This window comes from Paenibacillus caseinilyticus (assembly GCF_027533645.1).
Taxonomy (GTDB): domain Bacteria; phylum Bacillota; class Bacilli; order Paenibacillales; family NBRC-103111; genus Paenibacillus_G; species Paenibacillus_G caseinilyticus.
Genome location: NZ_JAQAGY010000003.1, coordinates 70,695 through 88,100, shown reverse-complemented (window position 1 = coordinate 88,100; position 17,406 = coordinate 70,695). Strand labels below are relative to the sequence as shown.

Below are 17,406 nucleotides of genomic sequence, written 5' to 3'. Positions count from 1 at the left end.
TTACCCTTCGCCGGATTTGATTCGGACGGGGTTGTTCTTTTTGTCGTAGGTGGAGATCAGCTTCTTCAGAAGCTCTTCGGGCGGGAAGGGCTTCACGATATATTCGTCCGCGCCCGCCATCATGGCCTTGGACAATTCGGCGATGGAATGCTTGGCGCTCATAATGAAGATAGGGGTGCGTCCGAAGCCCTCCATCCCGCGCAGTTGTTGGCAGAGCTCGAAGCCGTCAAGACCCGGCATCAGACCATCGGTAAGAACGGCGTGAGGCGGATCGGCAGGGAGCTCCTCGCGTGCCAGGAGGGGGTCGCTGTACGCCGTTACCTGCAAGCCGCGAAGCTCGAACACTTCCTTAAGGACGGACAGCAGCACGGTATCGTCGTCAATCAGGGCCAAACGGTTCATACGTATGCCCTCCTTATCCCAATGAATCTGTGCGGTGTGCACAGCTCCCTTCACCGCAGCGAACAAGATTGTTCACTCTATAATATTGATAACGGCGGCCGCCCTTATCCGTAAACTACCTGAAAGAAGGAACCGCCATGAAGTTCAAAGGACTTGCCGCTGTCACTGCCTTGTGTGTGGGGACCGCATTCTTCCAGCTGTGGAACGGCCTGGCGCAGGCCAAGGGCCCTCTGCAGCAGATCAAAACGTATCAGATCTACTACGCGGAGCCGACGGCGTCCGCACTGGCCTCCCTGCGGAAGTACGGGATGGCGGTGATAGAGCCCCAGCACTATACGTCTGTACAGATTGCCGCACTGAAAAAAGCGGGTACGCTGCCCGCCGCCTACCTGAGCGTAATGGAATCGCCGGCTTGGAACCGCATACGGATGGATCAGTTGAAGCCCGGGCATTTTTTGCTCCGGAACGGGGCACGCGTCCATTTCAAAGCTTGGGATTCCTATCTGATGGATCTGCGGCAGCCGGCATACCGCAAGGTGCTCTTGGATGAAATCGGCCTCATGGTGGACAAAGGATTCCCTGTCCTCTTCCTGGACACGGTCGGAGATATTGACGAATATATACCGGATCGGCTCACAAGAGAGCAAATGCGCAAGGCCTATGTAACCTTCCTGGGCGAGATTCACACCCGTTTCGCCGGTTTGTCACTGATCCAGAACCGCGCTTTCGACTCGCTTCCGCTCGCGGCTCCGTACATCCAGGGCTTCCTGTGGGAGGATTGGCGCGGAGAGTGGCGCCAGGATGAGTGGACAGCCAAGCGCGTGGAGCTTGTCCGCCAGTACCAGAGCAAAGGTCTTGCGGTATTCGCCGTCTCGTCCAGGTCGAAGGCGGGGGATGCGAAGGAAGCGGCCAAGCTGCAGTTCATCCATCTCGAGACCTCTTCAAGTTATGACAAGATGAAATGAAGCAAGAGGAGTTAAAAGTTAGCAGATGTGACAGCGTACTAGCGGGCAAGGGTCTCCTTCGGGCCCGCCCGCGCCATAAGCCAAGATAGCAGTCCGCGGTTCGGGCTTGTTCTCTTGGCTTATTTGGATATCCGTCTATGCCGGACCGCACTACGATCGCGCTCGATCTCTCCAACCGGTTCATTACCCGTTCGGGGCGGCGGTGAAACGCATGGGGGAGCGGGACCCTTGGGCCTTAAGCTTTGGACTGGGCTGCGGGGACCCCGGGCCGGGACAGGGGGACGGTCCACGAGGCGCCGTCGATCCAGCTTCGGTTCGTGAATTCCCGGCCTCTGACCACGACTTGATCCGAGAAGAGCTGCACGTGCATCCCCTGGACTTGGGAGCCGGGCGCTCCGCCCGGCTTGGCCCGCGTTTTGCCGACGGAGGCGTTGGTGAACCAGTGGAACGTATTCTGCCGGTTATAATGATCCTCCCCGATGAAATTCCGGTGCGTATGACCCGAGAAGACGAATACATTGGGATAAGGCGCCAGAATCTCGCGGAAGCGCTTGGCCCGGATCAGGCGGTGGGTCCCCCCGTCCATACCGGGATCCGGCAGCGGCTGATGGATGAAGACAAAGGCCGGCTGGCTGTACGTGTGCGTCTTCATCACTTCCTCGAACCAGGCGAGCTGCTCGTCGGAATACCAGGCCCCTTCGCCGACATCGGGGCGCTCCTGCACATACGCCTCTTGGGACAGCAGGATCAGGTGGTTGCCCCCGATCCATACGTCCCGGTGAGGCTTCGGCTGGCCGCCGAAAAACTGCTGGAACCGCGCGCGGGCCATGGCATCGGTCTTGCCGTTCGGCACTGTTTCGGTAGAGAAAGCGCCCTCGGGCGTCAGCCAGACATCGTAGTAATCGTGGTTGCCCATATTGCCGTATACGGGAGGCAGCTTGTAGCTGCCGAGCACTTTGCGCAGCTGCTCGTATTCGATGGTACGCCCGAAATCGGTCAGGTCGCCCCCGAGTATGATCGCATCCACTTTGGAATCGAAGCCGGTGATATCCTGAAGAGCCAGGTGAAGCTTATCCGCCATGGACGGATCGACAGCCGAGAGATGGAGGTCGCTGAGCAGGAACAGGGACAGGAGCGGCTGGGAAGGCCCGGCGGGGTCTTCCGCAGGAGCGCCGGCGGCTTCTGCGTGAGGAACGGTATCCTTTTCGGAGCCCGGGCCGAACACGCGCACCGCGGAGGCGCCGCTGCCGGCGGCCATAGCGAGGAAAGCAAGCATCTGTTTGACAAAGAGGCGTCTGGATATCATGGTAAAGCTTCATCCCTCCGGGTCGTCCTGCAGGGAGGACGGAATACTTATTATTATAAGGGAGGCCGGGGTAAATAGAAATAAGGAGGGATGCCCGGAAACGGGCAATTCGGTTAGGAACTTTGTCTTGGAGCAAGCAGAAAAGCACGCCCCCGGGGGCGGCTGGCGGGGTACTAGGGAAAGTTAGTACTTGGTACTGATCAGGCCGGCGGATATACTGAAAACAAGAAGATGCCTGCCGCCTCTCCATAGGCGCAGGGGACAAGAGGTGAGTGGACCATGAGCCGCAAGTGGGTGGAGAAGGAAGCCCCGCAGTGGGTGGAGCAGGGGATCGTCACAAGGGAGCAGGCCAGCCGAATTCTGGCGCTCTATCAGGATAAACGCCATGCCGCAGGTTTGCTGCCCATATTGGGCAGTATTCTCGTCGGCCTCGGCATATTGAGTTTCATTGCGGCGAACTGGCAGGAGCTGCCGGAGCTGCTTAGGCTGTTCATCCTTATGGTGTTCATGGGAGGCTTCTATACATCGGCCGAAGTACTGCGCCGCCGGGGACAGGAGAAGCTCGCTACGGCCTTGGCCGGCCTTGGCGTCATGACGTTCGGGGGAGGAATCATCCTCGTCGGCCAGATGTTCCACCTCGTCGCTCATCACGCCGGTTCGTTCATACTATGGGCTCTGGCGGGGGCTGCGGCTGCCTATTTGTACCGCTCCCGGTACCTCGCCCTTCTCGCCCTGCTGCTGTTCGATATCGCCCAGTGGTACAGCGTGTCGCAGTTCAGCGGGTTCAGCTACGCGGCCTTCCTCTTGATGGCCGCCGCATTGTATGTGCCCGTGATGAAGTGGAACAGCGCCCTGCTGACGTGGTGCGGCGCTCTCAGCTGGACGGTGCACTCGCTGATGTGGGCCGTCTCCGAAGACCTCTCCTTCCTTTGGATGTTCGTTCCGGCCATGGCGCTCTATGCGGCGGGGGACTGGCTGCGCCAAAGGGAGGGCGGCTACGCGCTGCAGACCGCCCCGCTGGCAGCCGCTTACGGCTTTGCCGTCTTCATGGCGCTGTTCCAGTCCGAATGGGACGGCCGCATGCTGGAGGAGCTTAGGGCGGAGCCACAGTATTACGTGCCGGCGCTCATTCTGGTACTGGCGGTGTCGCTTGCAGGCAAATTCCGCCAGAATCGGGCCTCCAGCGCGTTCGAGTGGATACTGCTCGTGCCTTACGTGTATCTTCCTTCCGGGCATGGAGTATTGTACCTGCTCGCGCTATTCTTCTTTTCCTTCTACGTTCTCTGGAGGGGCTATGCGGAGGAATTCCGTTTCAAAATCAATTTTGGCACACTGCTCTTCATCTGCAGCACGCTGGTGGCTTATGGCAAGCTGACGTGGGACTTTATGGACAAATCGCTGTTCTTCATTCTGGGCGGACTGATTCTGCTCGCACTGGGCTGGTTCCTCAACCGGCGGAAGAACCAAATCTTAGACGAAGCGAAAGGAGGGGATTCCGATGCCGGTTAACAAGGTGCAGGGCCGGGCGCGCCGGCTGTGGATCATCGCCTTCACCGCGGCGCAGGCGCTGGTCCTCGCGGGAATCGCCCTCTCCTACTATGCGGTGGGCTGGTACGGCCAGGAACTGCGTCTTCGTACGGTGCCGGTCGATCCGAGGGATATCTTCTACGGCGATTATGTCACCTTAAGCTACGAGATCAGCCGGCTGGAGGGGACTCTGTGGAAAGAGGCAGAGCCGCCGAAGCGGGGAGACACAGCCTATGTCGTCGTGAAGCCGGGCTCGGACGGGATCTCGGTGCCGGTGGCGGCGTACAGGTCGAAACCTGCGCTTGCCGCAGGCGAGACCGCTTTGAAGGGAATCGTGCAGTACGGCTGGGTGAAGGGCAATGGGAACAGCTCTGATGAGAACTTCAATGAGAGCTTTCATGAGAACTTCTCCGTCCGCTACGGAATCGAGCGGTATTACGTGCCGGAGGGAACGGGGAAGGCACTGGAGAAGCAGGCCGCTCATCTGACGGTCCGGGTCAAGTCGGCCCCTTGGGGGCAGCCGGTGATCGAGAGCATCGAGGGGCTGCAGAGCGGGGAAGGTGCGGCCTCCCAGCGGGAATCCTGAATCCCGGCTCAGCCCGGCAGCAAGATGGAACCGTCTGGGCAGACAGGAACCAGGTAGGGAATGACTCAGGACGGAAGGCTCTCGGCAGAGGGTCTTCTTTGTGCTATATGGCCTGGACAGCAGGCCGGGTCTTGCATCGCAAGGCCTTCACCTCGTACAATGGGGGACAAAAAGCGAGCGTGCAGGCGGTTAAGCCGGGCACCTTGGTGTAAAGGGCGGGAAATGGGATGAAAGAAGAGCTTGCGGATGAACGGCCTGCAGGAGGAGACGGGGGACTCGGATGGCCGGAGCTGCTGCTCCTCGACCGGACGAAGGAGCTGCAGGAGAGCGATGTGCTGTATCACTTCGCGCTGGAGGAGCTGCTGTGCAGGCACGTAGGTGAGGGGGGAGCCCCGTTGTGCCACCTGTGGCGGCATCCGAAGGGCTTCGTCATGGGCCTGCGGGATTCGCGGCTGCCGGGAGCGGCGGAGGCCGCATCCTGGTTAGAGGGGCAGGGCTATTCGGCCGTCGTGCGCAATTCGGGCGGTGCCGCGGTGCCGCTGGATCCGGGGGTCGTCAACGTCTCGTTGATCCTGCCGAAGCGCCGGGCGGGGGAGATCGACTTCCGCGATGACTTTGAGCGGATGTACCTGCTCCTGGCCGAAGCGCTTCGGGAGACCGGGTGCCGCGTGGAGAAAGGGGAGATCCTCGGAGCCTATTGTCCGGGTGACTTCGATCTTTCTATCGGGGGGCGCAAATTCTGCGGCATCGCACAGCGGAGGCAGGCGCACGCTTACGTCGTACAGGCTTTCGTCATTGTGGAGGGCTCGGGCACGGAGATGGCCCGGCTCGCCCGGGGCTTCTACGACCGCGCGGCCGCCGGCCGGGCGGGTCTCGGCCATCCGGACGTGGCCGAGGGAAGCATGGCTTCGCTGCAGGAGCTTACGGGCCTCGGCGCCGGCGAGCCGGCAGGCCGCGGGGCGGAGCGCTTCACCGAAGCGGTGAAGCGCGTCATCCGCGCCCGGCAGACGCCGGAGGGCATGGCTGAAGCCGCCGCCCGCTTCCGTATGCCGGAGGCGGCCGCCGTGCGGGAGATGGCCGCGGAGCTTCGCAAGCGGTACGGGATCGCGCGGTAGGCGGACTGCCGGAGGGATGGCGTGAGCTTCCGCCCGCTTCCGTATGCCGGAGGCGGCCGCCGTGCGGGAGATGGCCGCGGAGCTTCGCAAGCGGTACGGGATCGCGCGGCAAGCGGACTGCCGGGGGGCATGGCTGAAGCCGCCGCCCGCTTCCGTATGCCGCACCGCTGCACGGGTTGGCGCTCCGCAAGCAAAACAGCGCCGTTCCATCATCCATTACGCTCAGTGAAGGCCGCTCTGCCATTGGCGTGAGCATATGGCTCTGTCGATACAACAACAGCCCGGCCATCGATGGCCGGGCTGTTTCTCGCTTTTATCCACAGGCCTGCAAGCCCTCTAAGTCAACGTGCCGGGGGCCGTTGTCTGCCTACATACCTCGCGTTGCTTGTGCCCGGGTGCGAGCGTCGGCTAATCCATCATGCGCTTGAGCATAGCCGGCAGCTCTTGCTGCCACAGTCCCCAGACATGGCGGCCCGGCTTTTCCTCATAATGCAGCTTGGCACCCCTGGCCTCGAGGAGCCCCTGCGCCTGCCGGTTGGCTTCCAGGAAATCGAACGCGCCGCGCTCCGTCGTCACCTCCGTTTCTTCGGTGCCGATCACCATGTCGATCTGCAGCCAGGAGAGATCCGGTTCTTGTTCTATGCGGCTTCGGGTACCCTCCAAAAATGCGCCAGACAAGGATAGGACCCGGTAAAACAGGCTACGATAATCTAAGGCAAGATGAAGGGAGACGGTCCCTCCCAAGGAGTCGCCGGCCAGGATCCGGTCGTCCGCGGAGCTTCGGACGGGGTAGCGTTCTTCGACGAAAGGCAGCAGCTCCTCCGCAAAGAAGCGGCAGTAAGCGGCGAAGCGGTCCCCCTCGGGCGCATATTCCGCGGTACGGACGGATTTGTCCACGTCCACGCCCACGATGATGGCCGGTTCGACGTTGTCGTCATAGATCAGCCGGTTCATGGTTGTGGCGATACGCCCGAAATTAAAGAAATCCTCTCCATCCTGGCAGTAGACCACCGGGTAGGAGAGCAGCTCGTTATAGCCGGGCGGGAGGTAGATCCGCAGCGGCCTCGGGGCGTCGAGGAAGGCGGAGGGTACCAGTTCTTTGACAATCGTGCGTTTGAGATACAGGTTTTCATCCATGGGAAAAATCTCCTTTGGCCGTTGTATTATAATAGTTTCTTAACAATTCGCGAAACTGTACTATCTATTTTGTAAAACTGTATCAATGATATACCTGAAAGGATGCGGCATTTTTCAAGTAAGTTCTTGTGTTCTGCACAAAAACAGGTTTATAATACTACTATAACAGAAGTTCTTTCCTTTTCTCCACACCGGGCAGGATCTTCAGCACCAACTTCAATTCCAAATTCTATCTTCGAGGTGACTATACTTATGAGCAAGCCATCTGTAGCGGGCGTGCAAGACAAGTCATATGTAGTGGCAGTGCAGGAAGTAAAGCCTTTGTCCGTGCTCGGCACTGACGGTACGATCGTGAACCCGGACGAGATGCCGAAGCTCTCCGACGAGCAGCTGAAGGAGCTCATGCGCCGCATGGTCTTCACGCGCACGTGGGACCAGCGCGCCGTCAACCTGACGCGCCAAGGCCGTCTCGGCTTCTACGCGCCGGTATCGGGCCAGGAAGCGACGATGATCGGTTCCGAGTTCGCTCTCAATAAAGACGATTTCATCTGTCCGGGCTACCGCGACATGCCGCAGATCGTATGGCACGGCCTGCCGATGTACCAGGCGTTCCTGTACTCCCGCGGACACCAGCACGGCGGACAGATTCCTGATGATGTGCATGTGCTTATGCCGCAAATCATCATCGGCGCGCAGTACCTGCATGCGATGGGCGTAGCGATGGCCTTCAAGAAGAAGGGCGAGAAGCGCGTCTCGATCACTTACACGGGCGACGGCGGGTCCTCCGAGGGCGACTTCTACGAAGCGCTGAACTTCGCAGGCGCCTTCAAGCTGCCTTCGATCTTCATGGTTCAGAACAACGGCTATGCGATTACGACGCCGTTCGCGAAGCAGACGGCAGCCAAATCGGTAGCGCACAAAGCGGTTGCCGCAGGCATCACCGGCGTACAGGTAGACGGCATGGATATTCTTGCTGTCGTGAAGGCTGTACAAGATGCAGCCGAGCGCGGCCGCAATGGCGAAGGCGCGACGCTGATCGAAGCCCTGACGTACCGCTTCCTGCCGCATTCCATGTCCGGCGACGACCCGTCCAAGTATCGTACGAAAGAAGAAACGGCTGAATGGGAGCAGAAGGATCCGCTGAACCGTTTCCGCACGTTCCTGGTGAACAAGGGCCTGTGGAGCGAAGCCGAAGAAGCGGCTGTTGTAGAAGACGCGAAGAACACGGTGGCAGAACAGATCAAGAAGGCCGAAACAACCGAGAAAATGACGGTTCCTGGCCTGATCGATTCCATGTTCGAAACGACACCGCAGCATCTCGAAGAGCAAAAAGCGGATTACTTAGCGTAAAGGGGAGGACATTCAGCCATGGCTCAAATGACAATGATTCAAGCGATAAAAGACGCGATGCGCGTCGAGCTTCAGCGTGATCCTAACGTGGTAATTTTCGGTGAGGACGTAGGTAAGGTAGGCGGCGTATTTCGTGCGACGGAAGGCCTGCAAGGCGAATTCGGCGAAGAGCGCGTATTCGATACGCCGCTGGCCGAAGCCGCTATCGGCGGTATGGCTGTGGGTATGGCGACCCAGGGCTTCCGCCCGATCATGGAGATCCAGTTCGTCGGCTTCATCTACGAAGCCTTCGACCAGATCGCCGTACAGGCTGCCCGGATGCGTTACCGTTCCGGAGGCAAGTACAACGCGCCGATCACGATCCGTACGCCGTTCGGCGGCGGCGTCAAAGCGGCCGAGCTGCATACCGATCCGCTCGAGGGTCTGCTGGTACAGACGCCGGGGATCAAGGTAGTCGTGCCTTCGAACCCTTACGACGCGAAAGGCCTGCTGATCTCCGCGATCCGCGACAACGATCCGGTCTTCTTCATGGAGCATCTTAACTTGTACCGTTCGTTCCGTGCCGAAGTGCCTGAGGGCGAGTACACTGTGCCGATCGGCAAGGCGAACGTGGTCCGCGAAGGCTCCGACGTTACGATCATTACGTACGGCGCGATGGTTCATACGTCCCTCAAGGCTGCGGAAGAGATCGAGAAAACCCGCGGCGTGAAGGTCGAAGTCATCGACCTGCGTACCCTGATGCCGCTCGACACCGACACGATCGTCGAGTCCATCAAGAAAACGAACCGCGCTATCGTCGTGCAGGAAGCACAGAAGACTTCGGGTATCGCGGCAGAAGTAATCGCGCAGATCAACGAGAAGGCGATCCTTCACCTGGAAGCGCCTGTACTGCGTGTGGCTCCGCCGGATACGGTGTATCCGTTCGCCCAAGTCGAAGATCAGTGGCTGCCTAACGCGGCGAAGATCATCGCAGGCTTGAACAAAGTACTGGATTTCTAAATCGAAGTCATCAATAAGGACGGTGAGCGACCATGGCAAAGTTTGAGTACCGGTTTCCGGAGCTGGGCGAAGGCATCCACGAAGGCGAGATTGTCAAGTGGCATGTAAAAGCCGGCGATAAAGTCAATGACGAAACGATCCTGATGGACGTTCAAAACGATAAATCCACCGTTGAAGTTCCTTCTCCCGTAGAAGGCACCATCGTCGAGCTTAAGGTCGGCGAGGGCACGGTTTGTACGATTGGCGACGTCATCGCCATCATGGAAGTTACCGGCGAAGTGCCTCAACAGGCACATGGCCATGGCGAAGCGCCAAGCGCAGCCGAGGCGGCAACGCCGGCCGCAGCGAAGACCGAAGCTGAAGCGGCTGTGGGCGGCATCGAGCCGGTCGGCAGCTCCATCGCGGCGAACGTCGCGAACAGCAAGATCGACACGCCGATGGCAGGCGGCGCTCCTGCAGCGGCAGCCCAGCCTGCGGTAACGCCAAGCGGCGTGCTGGCTACCCCAAGCGTGCGCAAACTCGCCCGCGAGAAGGGCGTGAGCCTCGCCGAAGTGACGGCGACCGGCAAGAACGGCCGCATCACCCGCGAGGACGTGCTTGGCTTCACGCCGGGCGCAGCAGCGGCTCCTGCTACTGCAGCACCTGCGGCAAGCACGGCAGCTCCAGCATCATCCGCTCCGGCGGCCTCCGCAGCAGCAGCTGTGAGCGGCGACCGCACCGAAGAGCGCGTGCCGCTGAAAGGTATCCGCAAGGCCATCGCGAACGCGATGGTGAAGAGCGTGTACACGGCTCCTCACGTTACGCTGATGGACGAAGTCGACGTAACGGAGCTCGTGGCTCTGCGCGGCCGTGCCAACAAAGCGATGGCTGAGAAGAAAGGCATGAAGCTGACGTACCTGCCGTTCATCGTGAAGGCTCTCGTAGCAGCAGCACGCCAGTTCCCTGTTATGAACGCTATGATCGACGAAGAGAAGCAGGAGATCGTCTACAAGAAGTACTACAACATCGGTATCGCTACCGACACGGATAACGGCCTTCTCGTGCCGGTCATCCAGGATGCGGACCGCAAAAACATCTGGACGATCGCAGCGAGCATCAAGGACCTGGCTGCCCGCGGACGCGAAGGCAAGCTCGGGCCGACGGAACTCAAGGGCTCCACGCTGACGATCACCAACATCGGTTCGGCTGGCGGCATGTTCTTCACGCCGGTCATCAACTTCCCTGAAGTGGCCATCCTCGGAACCGGCCGCATCACAGAGAAGCCTGTCGTGAAGAACGGCGAGATTGTGATCGCTCCGATCATGGCCCTCTCCCTGAGCTTCGACCACCGTATTATCGACGGCGCTACGGCGCAGAACTTTATGAACTACATCAAGCAGCTGCTCGCAGATCCTGAGCTGCTGATCATGGAGGTGTAATCCGCTATGGTAGTAGGTGACGCATCGGTAGAAATTGACGTTCTCGTCATTGGTGCCGGTCCCGGCGGTTACGTGGCGGCCATCCGCGCCGCCCAGCTGGGCAAGAGCGTACTGATAGTGGACAAGGCCGAGCTCGGCGGCGTCTGCTTGAACCGCGGGTGCATTCCATCCAAGGCGCTGATCAGTGCAGCCCACCATTACGAGGTAGCCAAGCACAGCTCCTCCATCGGGATCTCGGCGGATAACGTATCCGTCGACTTCGCGAAGGTCCAAGAGTGGAAGAACGGCATCGTGAAGAAGCAGACCGGCGGCGTAGGCATGCTGCTCAAGGGCAACAAGATTCAAGTATTCAACGGCGAGGCGCTGTTCATCAACGAGAATGAAGCCCGCGTCTTCAACGATAACGAAACGGCACGTTACAAGTTTAACTACTGCATCATCGCGACCGGCTCCCGTCCGATCGAGCTCAAGACATTCCCGTTCGGTGGACGCATCCTGTCCTCGACGGAAGCTCTGCAGCTCAGCGAGATTCCGAAGAGCATGGTCGTCATCGGCGGCGGCTACATCGGTATCGAGCTCGGCCAGACGTTCGCGAAGTTCGGTACGAAGGTAACCGTGCTCGAAGGCTCCGACCACATCCTGCCGGGCTTCGAGAAGGATCTGTCCTCCCTCGTGGCACGCAACCTCAAGAAGCTTGAAGTGGAAGTGGTAACGGAAGCGATGGCACAGGGCTCCGAGCAGTCCGGCGATTCCGTAACGGTCACGTACACGGTCAAAGGCGAAGAGAAGAAAGTAACGGCCGACTATGTCCTCGTTACGGTCGGACGCCGCCCGAACACCGACGGCGATCTGTCCCTCGAACTCGCAGGGATCGAAATCGGCGAGCGCGGCCTGATCAAGGTCAACGAGAAGGGCCAGACGAACGTGCCTCACATCTACGCGATCGGTGATATCGTTCCAGGTCCGGCACTGGCGCACAAAGCTTCCTATGAAGCCAAAGTAGCGGCAGAGTCGATCGCTGGACTGCCGAGCGTTGTAGACTACAAGGTCATCCCGGCTGTCGTCTTCTCCGATCCGGAGATTGCCGGCGTAGGCCTCAGCGAAACCGAAGCGAAGGCGCAGGGCATCAACACCGTAGTGGGCAAGTTCCCTTACGGCGCCAACGGCCGTGCCCAGTCGATGAACGCGACCGACGGCTTCGTGAAGCTCATCGCGAACAAAGACACCGGCGTTCTCGTCGGCGGATTCGCTGTAGGAGCCGAAGCCTCCAACCTGATCGCGGAGATTACACTTGGCATCGAGATGGGCGCTACCCTGGAGGATATCGCTCTCACGATTCATGCCCACCCTACACTGGGCGAAATCACGATGGACGCCGCTGAAGGCGCGCTCGGCCATCCGATTCACCAGCTCGGCAAGTAAGATTATTTCCCGAAGACCATAGCCAGGATTTCAAGCGAACCGCTTGGAATCCTGGTTTTTTTAATATAGCGCGCCCAGCCAAGCTAGGAGCACAACGAGCCGGTGCAAGTCAGGTCGCGGGTTCGAAGAGCACGGTTGTCGGCTGGAGCGATCATGCTGGCGGGGGCTGCCTCTATTTCGCAGCTATGGATAATGGGAAAGAGTCCGGGATGAAGGAAGGGGGCTACGAGCTAGCCAAGGAGAGTGGAGTCTGGCTGGCAGCACCGCAGGGTACCGTCTCGCGGGAAGAAGCGCTAGGAGGTACAGGGACAACAAGAACTGCCTTACCCCCTGGTTCACCGAACAGGGAATAAGGCAGGAGGCAGCTGACAGGACAGCGGCAACGTTACGGGTCAGAGCCCGACTACACAGTTTTTCCCCTGCTGTTTGCCGCTCATGAGGGCTTGGTCCGCACGGTTGATGCATACGGCCAATGCATCGGCGGGCTGGCAGGCGGACAGACCGAAGGTCAGCGTGATCCGCAGCTCTCGCTCTTTATACGAATGAACGGCCTGGCTGAGATGGGATCGGATTCGCTCGGCAATGCCATGAGCCTCTTCCTGTCCGGTATCGGGAAGGAGAATGAGGAACTCTTCACCGCCCCATCTCGATACGGAGTCGCCGGAACGGACCAGCGCCCGGATGGAGTCGGCACATTCGCGCAGCACATAATCGCCGCAGTCATGACCGTACAGGTCATTGAACATTTTGAAATTGTCGATATCGCACAAGAGGATGCAGTAAGGGACTCCGTGGGTATGGTACCGGGCATGTTCACTCTCGAGCCTGTCCACCATCGATCTGCGGTTGAGCAGCCCGGTGAGCGGATCGGTACTGGCCGCACTCTCGAGATCCCCGACGGTTTCGTTAATCCGCTTGTGGAAGACCGAAGAGAGCAGGGCTATCGTGATCGTGACCAGCAGGATGTTATGTAAGTTGAGAAGCTCCATATACAAGGGTTCTATGGAATACCGGGGTACAGCGGTATAGGTGTACAGCAGAAGGTAAATCACCACGTCGGATACTAGCAGGAAGACGCGCATCCCCCGAGCGTACATGGGAATCATGAAGGTGGCGAAGACCAGGATAAAGAAATAATAATGAAACCCGGTGCCCCAGCCTACCATCACGGAGGCGAGAACCATGTGCAGCCGGATCTCGAAGTGGAGAAGGAGTGCCCAGAGGGTAGGACGTTTTTGGAGAAGAAACAGAAAGGATCCGATGAAAAAGGCCGTACTTAAGGCATTATAGATAACCATTGGCAGCACGCCGAGTCCCCAGAATAAGACCATCCATAGGGAATGGATGAGGATACAGCTCTTGGTGGCAGCCGAAAATAAGGCCTGGTAAGAGCGCATTTTTGAATTCAGCAAGGATTGGTGCGGTGGATGATCGGTCATAAGCGTAAAGGTGTCCTCTCTTCCGTAAGATCATAACCCAGTATAGCATACCCTTAAGACGTAATGATGAAAATGTCGAATGCAACGGACTGGTGTTTAACGGAAAAAGGCCCGTACGGGTAACATCCTACATTTCTCCATACGGGGAGCCCAAATGAGATCATCCGTCCATAGGCGTCCGGCCGGACGCACAGTATCATGAAAGGAAACCGTATGTAGAGGAGTTAGAATAGGGATGAGCATTCAATACCATGAGGCACAACGCCAATTTCACCTGCAGGCCGGAGGCAGCAGTTATATTCTCCAGATTTATCCGAGCGGGCATCTCGTTCACATATACTGGGGAGCCAAGGTAAGATCGCTGCCGATGGATCATGTCATCCGCACGCGCGACCGTGCCTTCTCTCCGAATCCGAATCCGCCGGACCGCAGTTATTCGCTCGATGCGCTTCCACTCGAATACCCGGGGTACGGCAACTCGGACTTCCGTCAGCCTGCCTATCAAGTACAGCTGGCTAACGGAACCACCGTCAGCGACCTGATCTACCTATCGCATACGATCATACCGGGCAAGCCGGCATTGGAAGGACTCCCGTCCGCATATGTCGAGACGGAGGATGAAGCGGATACGCTGATCATTGCGCTTCAAGACTCGCTCACCGGCCTGCGCGTCGAGCTGGCCTATACGGCTTACCGGAGCCGGAATGTCATCACGCGCAGCAGCCGCCTGGTCAACGGGGGAAGCGAAGAGCTGCGCCTGCTGCGTGCGCTGAGCGCCAGCGTAGACTTTCCGCATCACCGCTTCGATCTCCTGACGCTGCCTGGCGCGTGGGCGAGGGAGCGATATATCGAGCGCCGGGCGCTGGCCAGCGGCACGCAGTCCGTGGAGAGCCGCCGGGGAGCAAGCTCCCACCAGCAGAATCCGTTCGTCGCCCTTCTCGAGAAGAGCGCGACGGAAGACCGGGGCGAGGTCTATGGATTCAACCTCGTATACAGCGGGAATTTCTTGGCCTCGGTCGAAGTAGACCAGTGGTATACGACGCGGGTATCCCTAGGCATTAATCCGTTTGACTTCAGCTGGAGGCTGGAGCCGGGTGAGGCGTTCCAGACGCCGGAGGCGGTCATGGTCTATTCCGCCGAAGGGCTGACCGGCATGTCGCAGACGTATCACGAGCTGTACCGTACCCGGCTGTGCCGCGGGGAGTTCCGGGACAAGCCGAGACCGGTGCTCATTAACAACTGGGAAGCGACGTACTTTGACTTCACGGCGGAGAAGATCGAAGATATTGCCAAATCCGGACGGGAGCTCGGCATCGAACTGTTCGTGCTCGACGACGGCTGGTTCGGCAAGCGCAACGACGATACCACCTCGCTGGGCGATTGGTTCGTGGATACGGCCAAGCTGCCGCAGGGTCTCGCCGATCTCGCTCAGCGGGTGAACGGACTCGGCCTCCAGTTCGGGCTCTGGTTCGAGCCGGAGATGGTATCGGTGGACAGCGAGCTGTACCGTCGTCATCCGGATTGGTGCCTGCACGTGCCGGAACGCGTCCGCTCCGAAGGCCGCAACCAGCTCGTCTTGGATCTCTCGCGTCCCGAAGTATGCGATTATATCGTCGAGACGGTATCGGGCGTGCTGGCTAGTGCGCCGATCTCCTACGTCAAATGGGACATGAACCGCCACATGACGGAGATCGGCTCTGCCGCGCTGCCGCCGGAGCGCCAGCGGGAGACGGCACACCGTTACATGCTCGGCCTGTATTCGGTGCTGGAGCGGATTACCTCCGCCTTCCCGCACGTGCTCTTCGAGAGCTGCTCCGGAGGCGGAGGACGGTTCGATCCGGGCATTCTTCACTACATGCCCCAGACGTGGACGAGCGATAACACGGATGCCGTCTCGCGCCTCAAGATCCAGTACGGAACGAGTATCGTGTATCCGGTCTCCGCGATGGGGGCTCATGTCTCCGCGGTGCCGAACCATCAGGTGCACCGGATGACGTCGCTACAGATGCGCGGAGACGTGGCAATGAGCGGCAACTTCGGCTATGAGCTCGATCTCACGAAGTTCACGGGCGAGGAGCAGGAGCTGGCGAAGCGGCAGGTGGCGCTCTATAAGGAGCTGCGGGAGTTCGTGCAGTTCGGACGGTTCTACCGCCTGATCTCGCCGTTCGAAGAACTGGAGGCGGCCTGGATGTTCGTCTCGGCGAGCGGGGAGGATGTGCTGGCCTGCTACTTCAATGTGCTGGCCGAACCGAATGAGCCTTACAAGAGGCTGAAGCTGAAAGGGCTGGATCCCGCCGCGGATTACCGCCACGCGGATACGGGCGAAGTGTACGGGGGCGATGAGCTGATGCATGCCGGGTTGTCGCTGCCTGTGCAGCAGGGGGATTTTGAGAGCGTGCTGATTCGTCTGAGAAGAGTAGAAGAGTAGAAGAGTAGAAGCGTAGGGGACTAGCAAAAAAAGCGCGGAAGCCATTGCGGGCGGGGTGGACATGGGATGACCCGAAAGCTGCGGTCCCATTCTCGTTCATGTTCAGGGAGCAGCTGTGCAGCTGCTCCCTGAACTTTGTACCAAGGTTCTTCGTGCGGTTTGTTGATGCCCAGTTCATTCGTTTACTCATAAGGGAACTCGTCCCTCCACAGCAGTTCAGTCTTTTTGCCGTACCGTTCGGCCGTGGTTTCAAACTCTTTATTCCGTGTAACGTTATCGAAGTTAGCCTTGACTCTTTGTACAGCTGGATTGCTCCATAACGAAGTGTAATCCTCCATACTCATATTCATTGCTGACCAATGCGTGAACTCGGTTAACGATAGCGCATGACCCAGGCTGCTTATATCTTTTAAGCCCATCATGTGCTCCAGGTGGACCTTTCTGAGCTTAGTCAGGCCGTTGAATGCCGGAAGTGCTTCCACGTTCCTGAGCGACTGAAGGAATAAGTATTGTAGTCCGGTTAAAGTGGAGATGAACGACAGATCTTTTAATCCGCGTATCTGCCATAGCTCCAGATATTTGATGTTGTCCATTCCTTCGATGGCCGAGAAATTATGAATTCCGCCTAGCTTGATATCGAGCGACCACAACTTTTTTAGCGGGGCCAAAAATTCTAGGTGCTTCGTTGTGACCGACCTCAAAGTAACATCCTCCAGCCCATGAAGCTTGCCGATCACATCGATATTCTTGGTATGGCTTTCGATATAGAGTTTTTTCAATCCGCTAAACCGTTCCAGAACCACTAGATCGGGTTTCTTCGATTTCGTCTGTTCCAACATGATACTCTCGAGCGTCGCAGGTACACTATGGAGTATGTCAAAGCTGTCCAAATGATGAATACCAAGATGCAGGTCCTTCAATTTGTGAAGATGGAGGATGGCATCCAACTGATCAACCTCTGTAATGCAATCCACCGTAAAACGAGTCACATTAGGAAGCAAGGAGAGAAAGCTCAGATCGCATGTCTTATTATAGAAGCCGTACGCCCTCAGCTCCACGTCATCCCGGTCATGGAACAAAAGATCATTTAATAGCTGAAATGTGCCGGGTTCTACGGGGTCCTTGAACTGGATGACCTCCAGGTCTTGATTGGCAAGCAGTTCCTTTACTTCCACTTCGGATAGGTTGGCGTTGATTTCTATCCTGCCCTTAGATACTTCGCTGTACATAATCCTCCGCCTTATTCGTTGTATGCTTGGTGTATATAATAATGCATATTAAAATTATCGAGGCCGTTGCTCTGACGGGAACA

Annotated in this window: 15 protein-coding genes; 10 read left to right on the top strand and 5 right to left on the bottom strand. The window is 58.5% G+C overall.

From position 1 onward, the window contains the following. Nucleotides 1–402, bottom strand: a complete 402-nt coding sequence (locus O9H32_RS05930) for a response regulator (protein ID WP_269864966.1) — start codon at nucleotides 400–402, stop codon at nucleotides 1–3. A 137-nt stretch (nucleotides 403–539) separates the two neighbouring features. Between O9H32_RS05930 and O9H32_RS05925 the strand changes: the two genes are divergently transcribed. Then, nucleotides 540–1,367, top strand: a complete 828-nt coding sequence (locus O9H32_RS05925) for an endo alpha-1,4 polygalactosaminidase (protein WP_269864965.1) — start codon at nucleotides 540–542, stop codon at nucleotides 1,365–1,367. 235 nt (nucleotides 1,368–1,602) lie between these two features. Here the strand turns inward: O9H32_RS05925 and O9H32_RS05920 are convergent, their stop codons facing one another. After that, entirely contained in the window at nucleotides 1,603–2,673 is a 1,071-nt protein-coding gene (locus O9H32_RS05920; RefSeq protein WP_269864964.1) for a metallophosphoesterase family protein, read from the bottom strand. A 279-nt stretch (nucleotides 2,674–2,952) separates the two neighbouring features. Here O9H32_RS05920 and O9H32_RS05915 point away from each other — a divergent pair, with 279 nt between their 5' ends. From O9H32_RS05915 to O9H32_RS05900, 4 genes are all read left to right on the top strand, one after another. Beyond that, a complete protein-coding gene (locus O9H32_RS05915; protein ID WP_269864963.1) occupies nucleotides 2,953–4,182 on the top strand; it encodes a DUF2157 domain-containing protein in 1,230 nt (409 codons plus the stop codon). Further along, on the top strand, nucleotides 4,172–4,786 hold the full coding sequence (locus tag O9H32_RS05910) for a GDYXXLXY domain-containing protein (RefSeq protein WP_269864962.1): 615 nt from the start codon (nucleotides 4,172–4,174) through the stop codon (nucleotides 4,784–4,786). Before O9H32_RS05915 ends, O9H32_RS05910 begins: the two co-directional genes overlap by 11 nt. 227 nt (nucleotides 4,787–5,013) lie before the next feature. After that, nucleotides 5,014–5,901, top strand: a complete 888-nt coding sequence (locus O9H32_RS05905) for a lipoate--protein ligase family protein (RefSeq protein WP_269864961.1) — start codon at nucleotides 5,014–5,016, stop codon at nucleotides 5,899–5,901. Nucleotides 5,902–5,944: 43 nt separating this feature from the next. Then, on the top strand, nucleotides 5,945–6,130 hold the full coding sequence (locus O9H32_RS05900) for a hypothetical protein (protein ID WP_269864960.1): 186 nt from the start codon (nucleotides 5,945–5,947) through the stop codon (nucleotides 6,128–6,130). 179 nt (nucleotides 6,131–6,309) lie between these two features. Here the strand turns inward: O9H32_RS05900 and O9H32_RS05895 are convergent, their stop codons facing one another. Further along, a complete protein-coding gene (locus O9H32_RS05895; RefSeq protein WP_269864959.1) occupies nucleotides 6,310–7,038 on the bottom strand; it encodes an alpha/beta hydrolase in 729 nt (242 codons plus the stop codon). A gap of 252 nt (nucleotides 7,039–7,290) precedes the next feature. On the opposite strand from O9H32_RS05895, the gene pdhA reads away from it, so the two are divergent. From pdhA to lpdA, 4 genes are read left to right on the top strand one after another with little or no spacing between them, the layout of a single operon-like run. After that, entirely contained in the window at nucleotides 7,291–8,388 is a 1,098-nt protein-coding gene (pdhA, locus tag O9H32_RS05890) for a pyruvate dehydrogenase (acetyl-transferring) E1 component subunit alpha (protein WP_269864958.1), read from the top strand. A gap of 18 nt (nucleotides 8,389–8,406) precedes the next feature. Then, nucleotides 8,407–9,387 carry an alpha-ketoacid dehydrogenase subunit beta gene (locus O9H32_RS05885; RefSeq protein WP_269864957.1) on the top strand — a complete coding sequence of 327 codons (981 nt, stop codon included), beginning with the start codon at nucleotides 8,407–8,409 and terminating at the stop codon, nucleotides 9,385–9,387. A gap of 32 nt (nucleotides 9,388–9,419) precedes the next feature. Next, the gene (locus O9H32_RS05880) at nucleotides 9,420–10,805 is read left to right on the top strand and encodes a dihydrolipoamide acetyltransferase family protein (protein WP_269864956.1); all 1,386 of its coding nucleotides are present in this window, start codon (nucleotides 9,420–9,422) and stop codon (nucleotides 10,803–10,805) included. A 6-nt stretch (nucleotides 10,806–10,811) separates the two neighbouring features. Next, the gene (gene lpdA, locus O9H32_RS05875; protein WP_269864955.1) at nucleotides 10,812–12,227 is read left to right on the top strand and encodes a dihydrolipoyl dehydrogenase; all 1,416 of its coding nucleotides are present in this window, start codon (nucleotides 10,812–10,814) and stop codon (nucleotides 12,225–12,227) included. Nucleotides 12,228–12,619: 392 nt separating this feature from the next. Here lpdA and O9H32_RS05870 read toward each other — a convergent pair whose 3' ends face one another. Continuing rightward, complete coding sequence (locus O9H32_RS05870; protein WP_269864954.1) at nucleotides 12,620–13,558, bottom strand: GGDEF domain-containing protein; 939 nt, start codon at nucleotides 13,556–13,558, stop codon at nucleotides 12,620–12,622. 343 nt (nucleotides 13,559–13,901) lie between these two features. On the opposite strand from O9H32_RS05870, the gene O9H32_RS05865 reads away from it, so the two are divergent. Beyond that, nucleotides 13,902–16,094 carry an alpha-galactosidase gene (locus O9H32_RS05865; protein ID WP_269864953.1) on the top strand — a complete coding sequence of 731 codons (2,193 nt, stop codon included), beginning with the start codon at nucleotides 13,902–13,904 and terminating at the stop codon, nucleotides 16,092–16,094. A 182-nt stretch (nucleotides 16,095–16,276) separates the two neighbouring features. Here the strand turns inward: O9H32_RS05865 and O9H32_RS05860 are convergent, their stop codons facing one another. Continuing rightward, a complete protein-coding gene (locus O9H32_RS05860; RefSeq protein WP_269864952.1) occupies nucleotides 16,277–17,323 on the bottom strand; it encodes a hypothetical protein in 1,047 nt (348 codons plus the stop codon). Nucleotides 17,324–17,406: the final 83 nt, after the last annotated feature.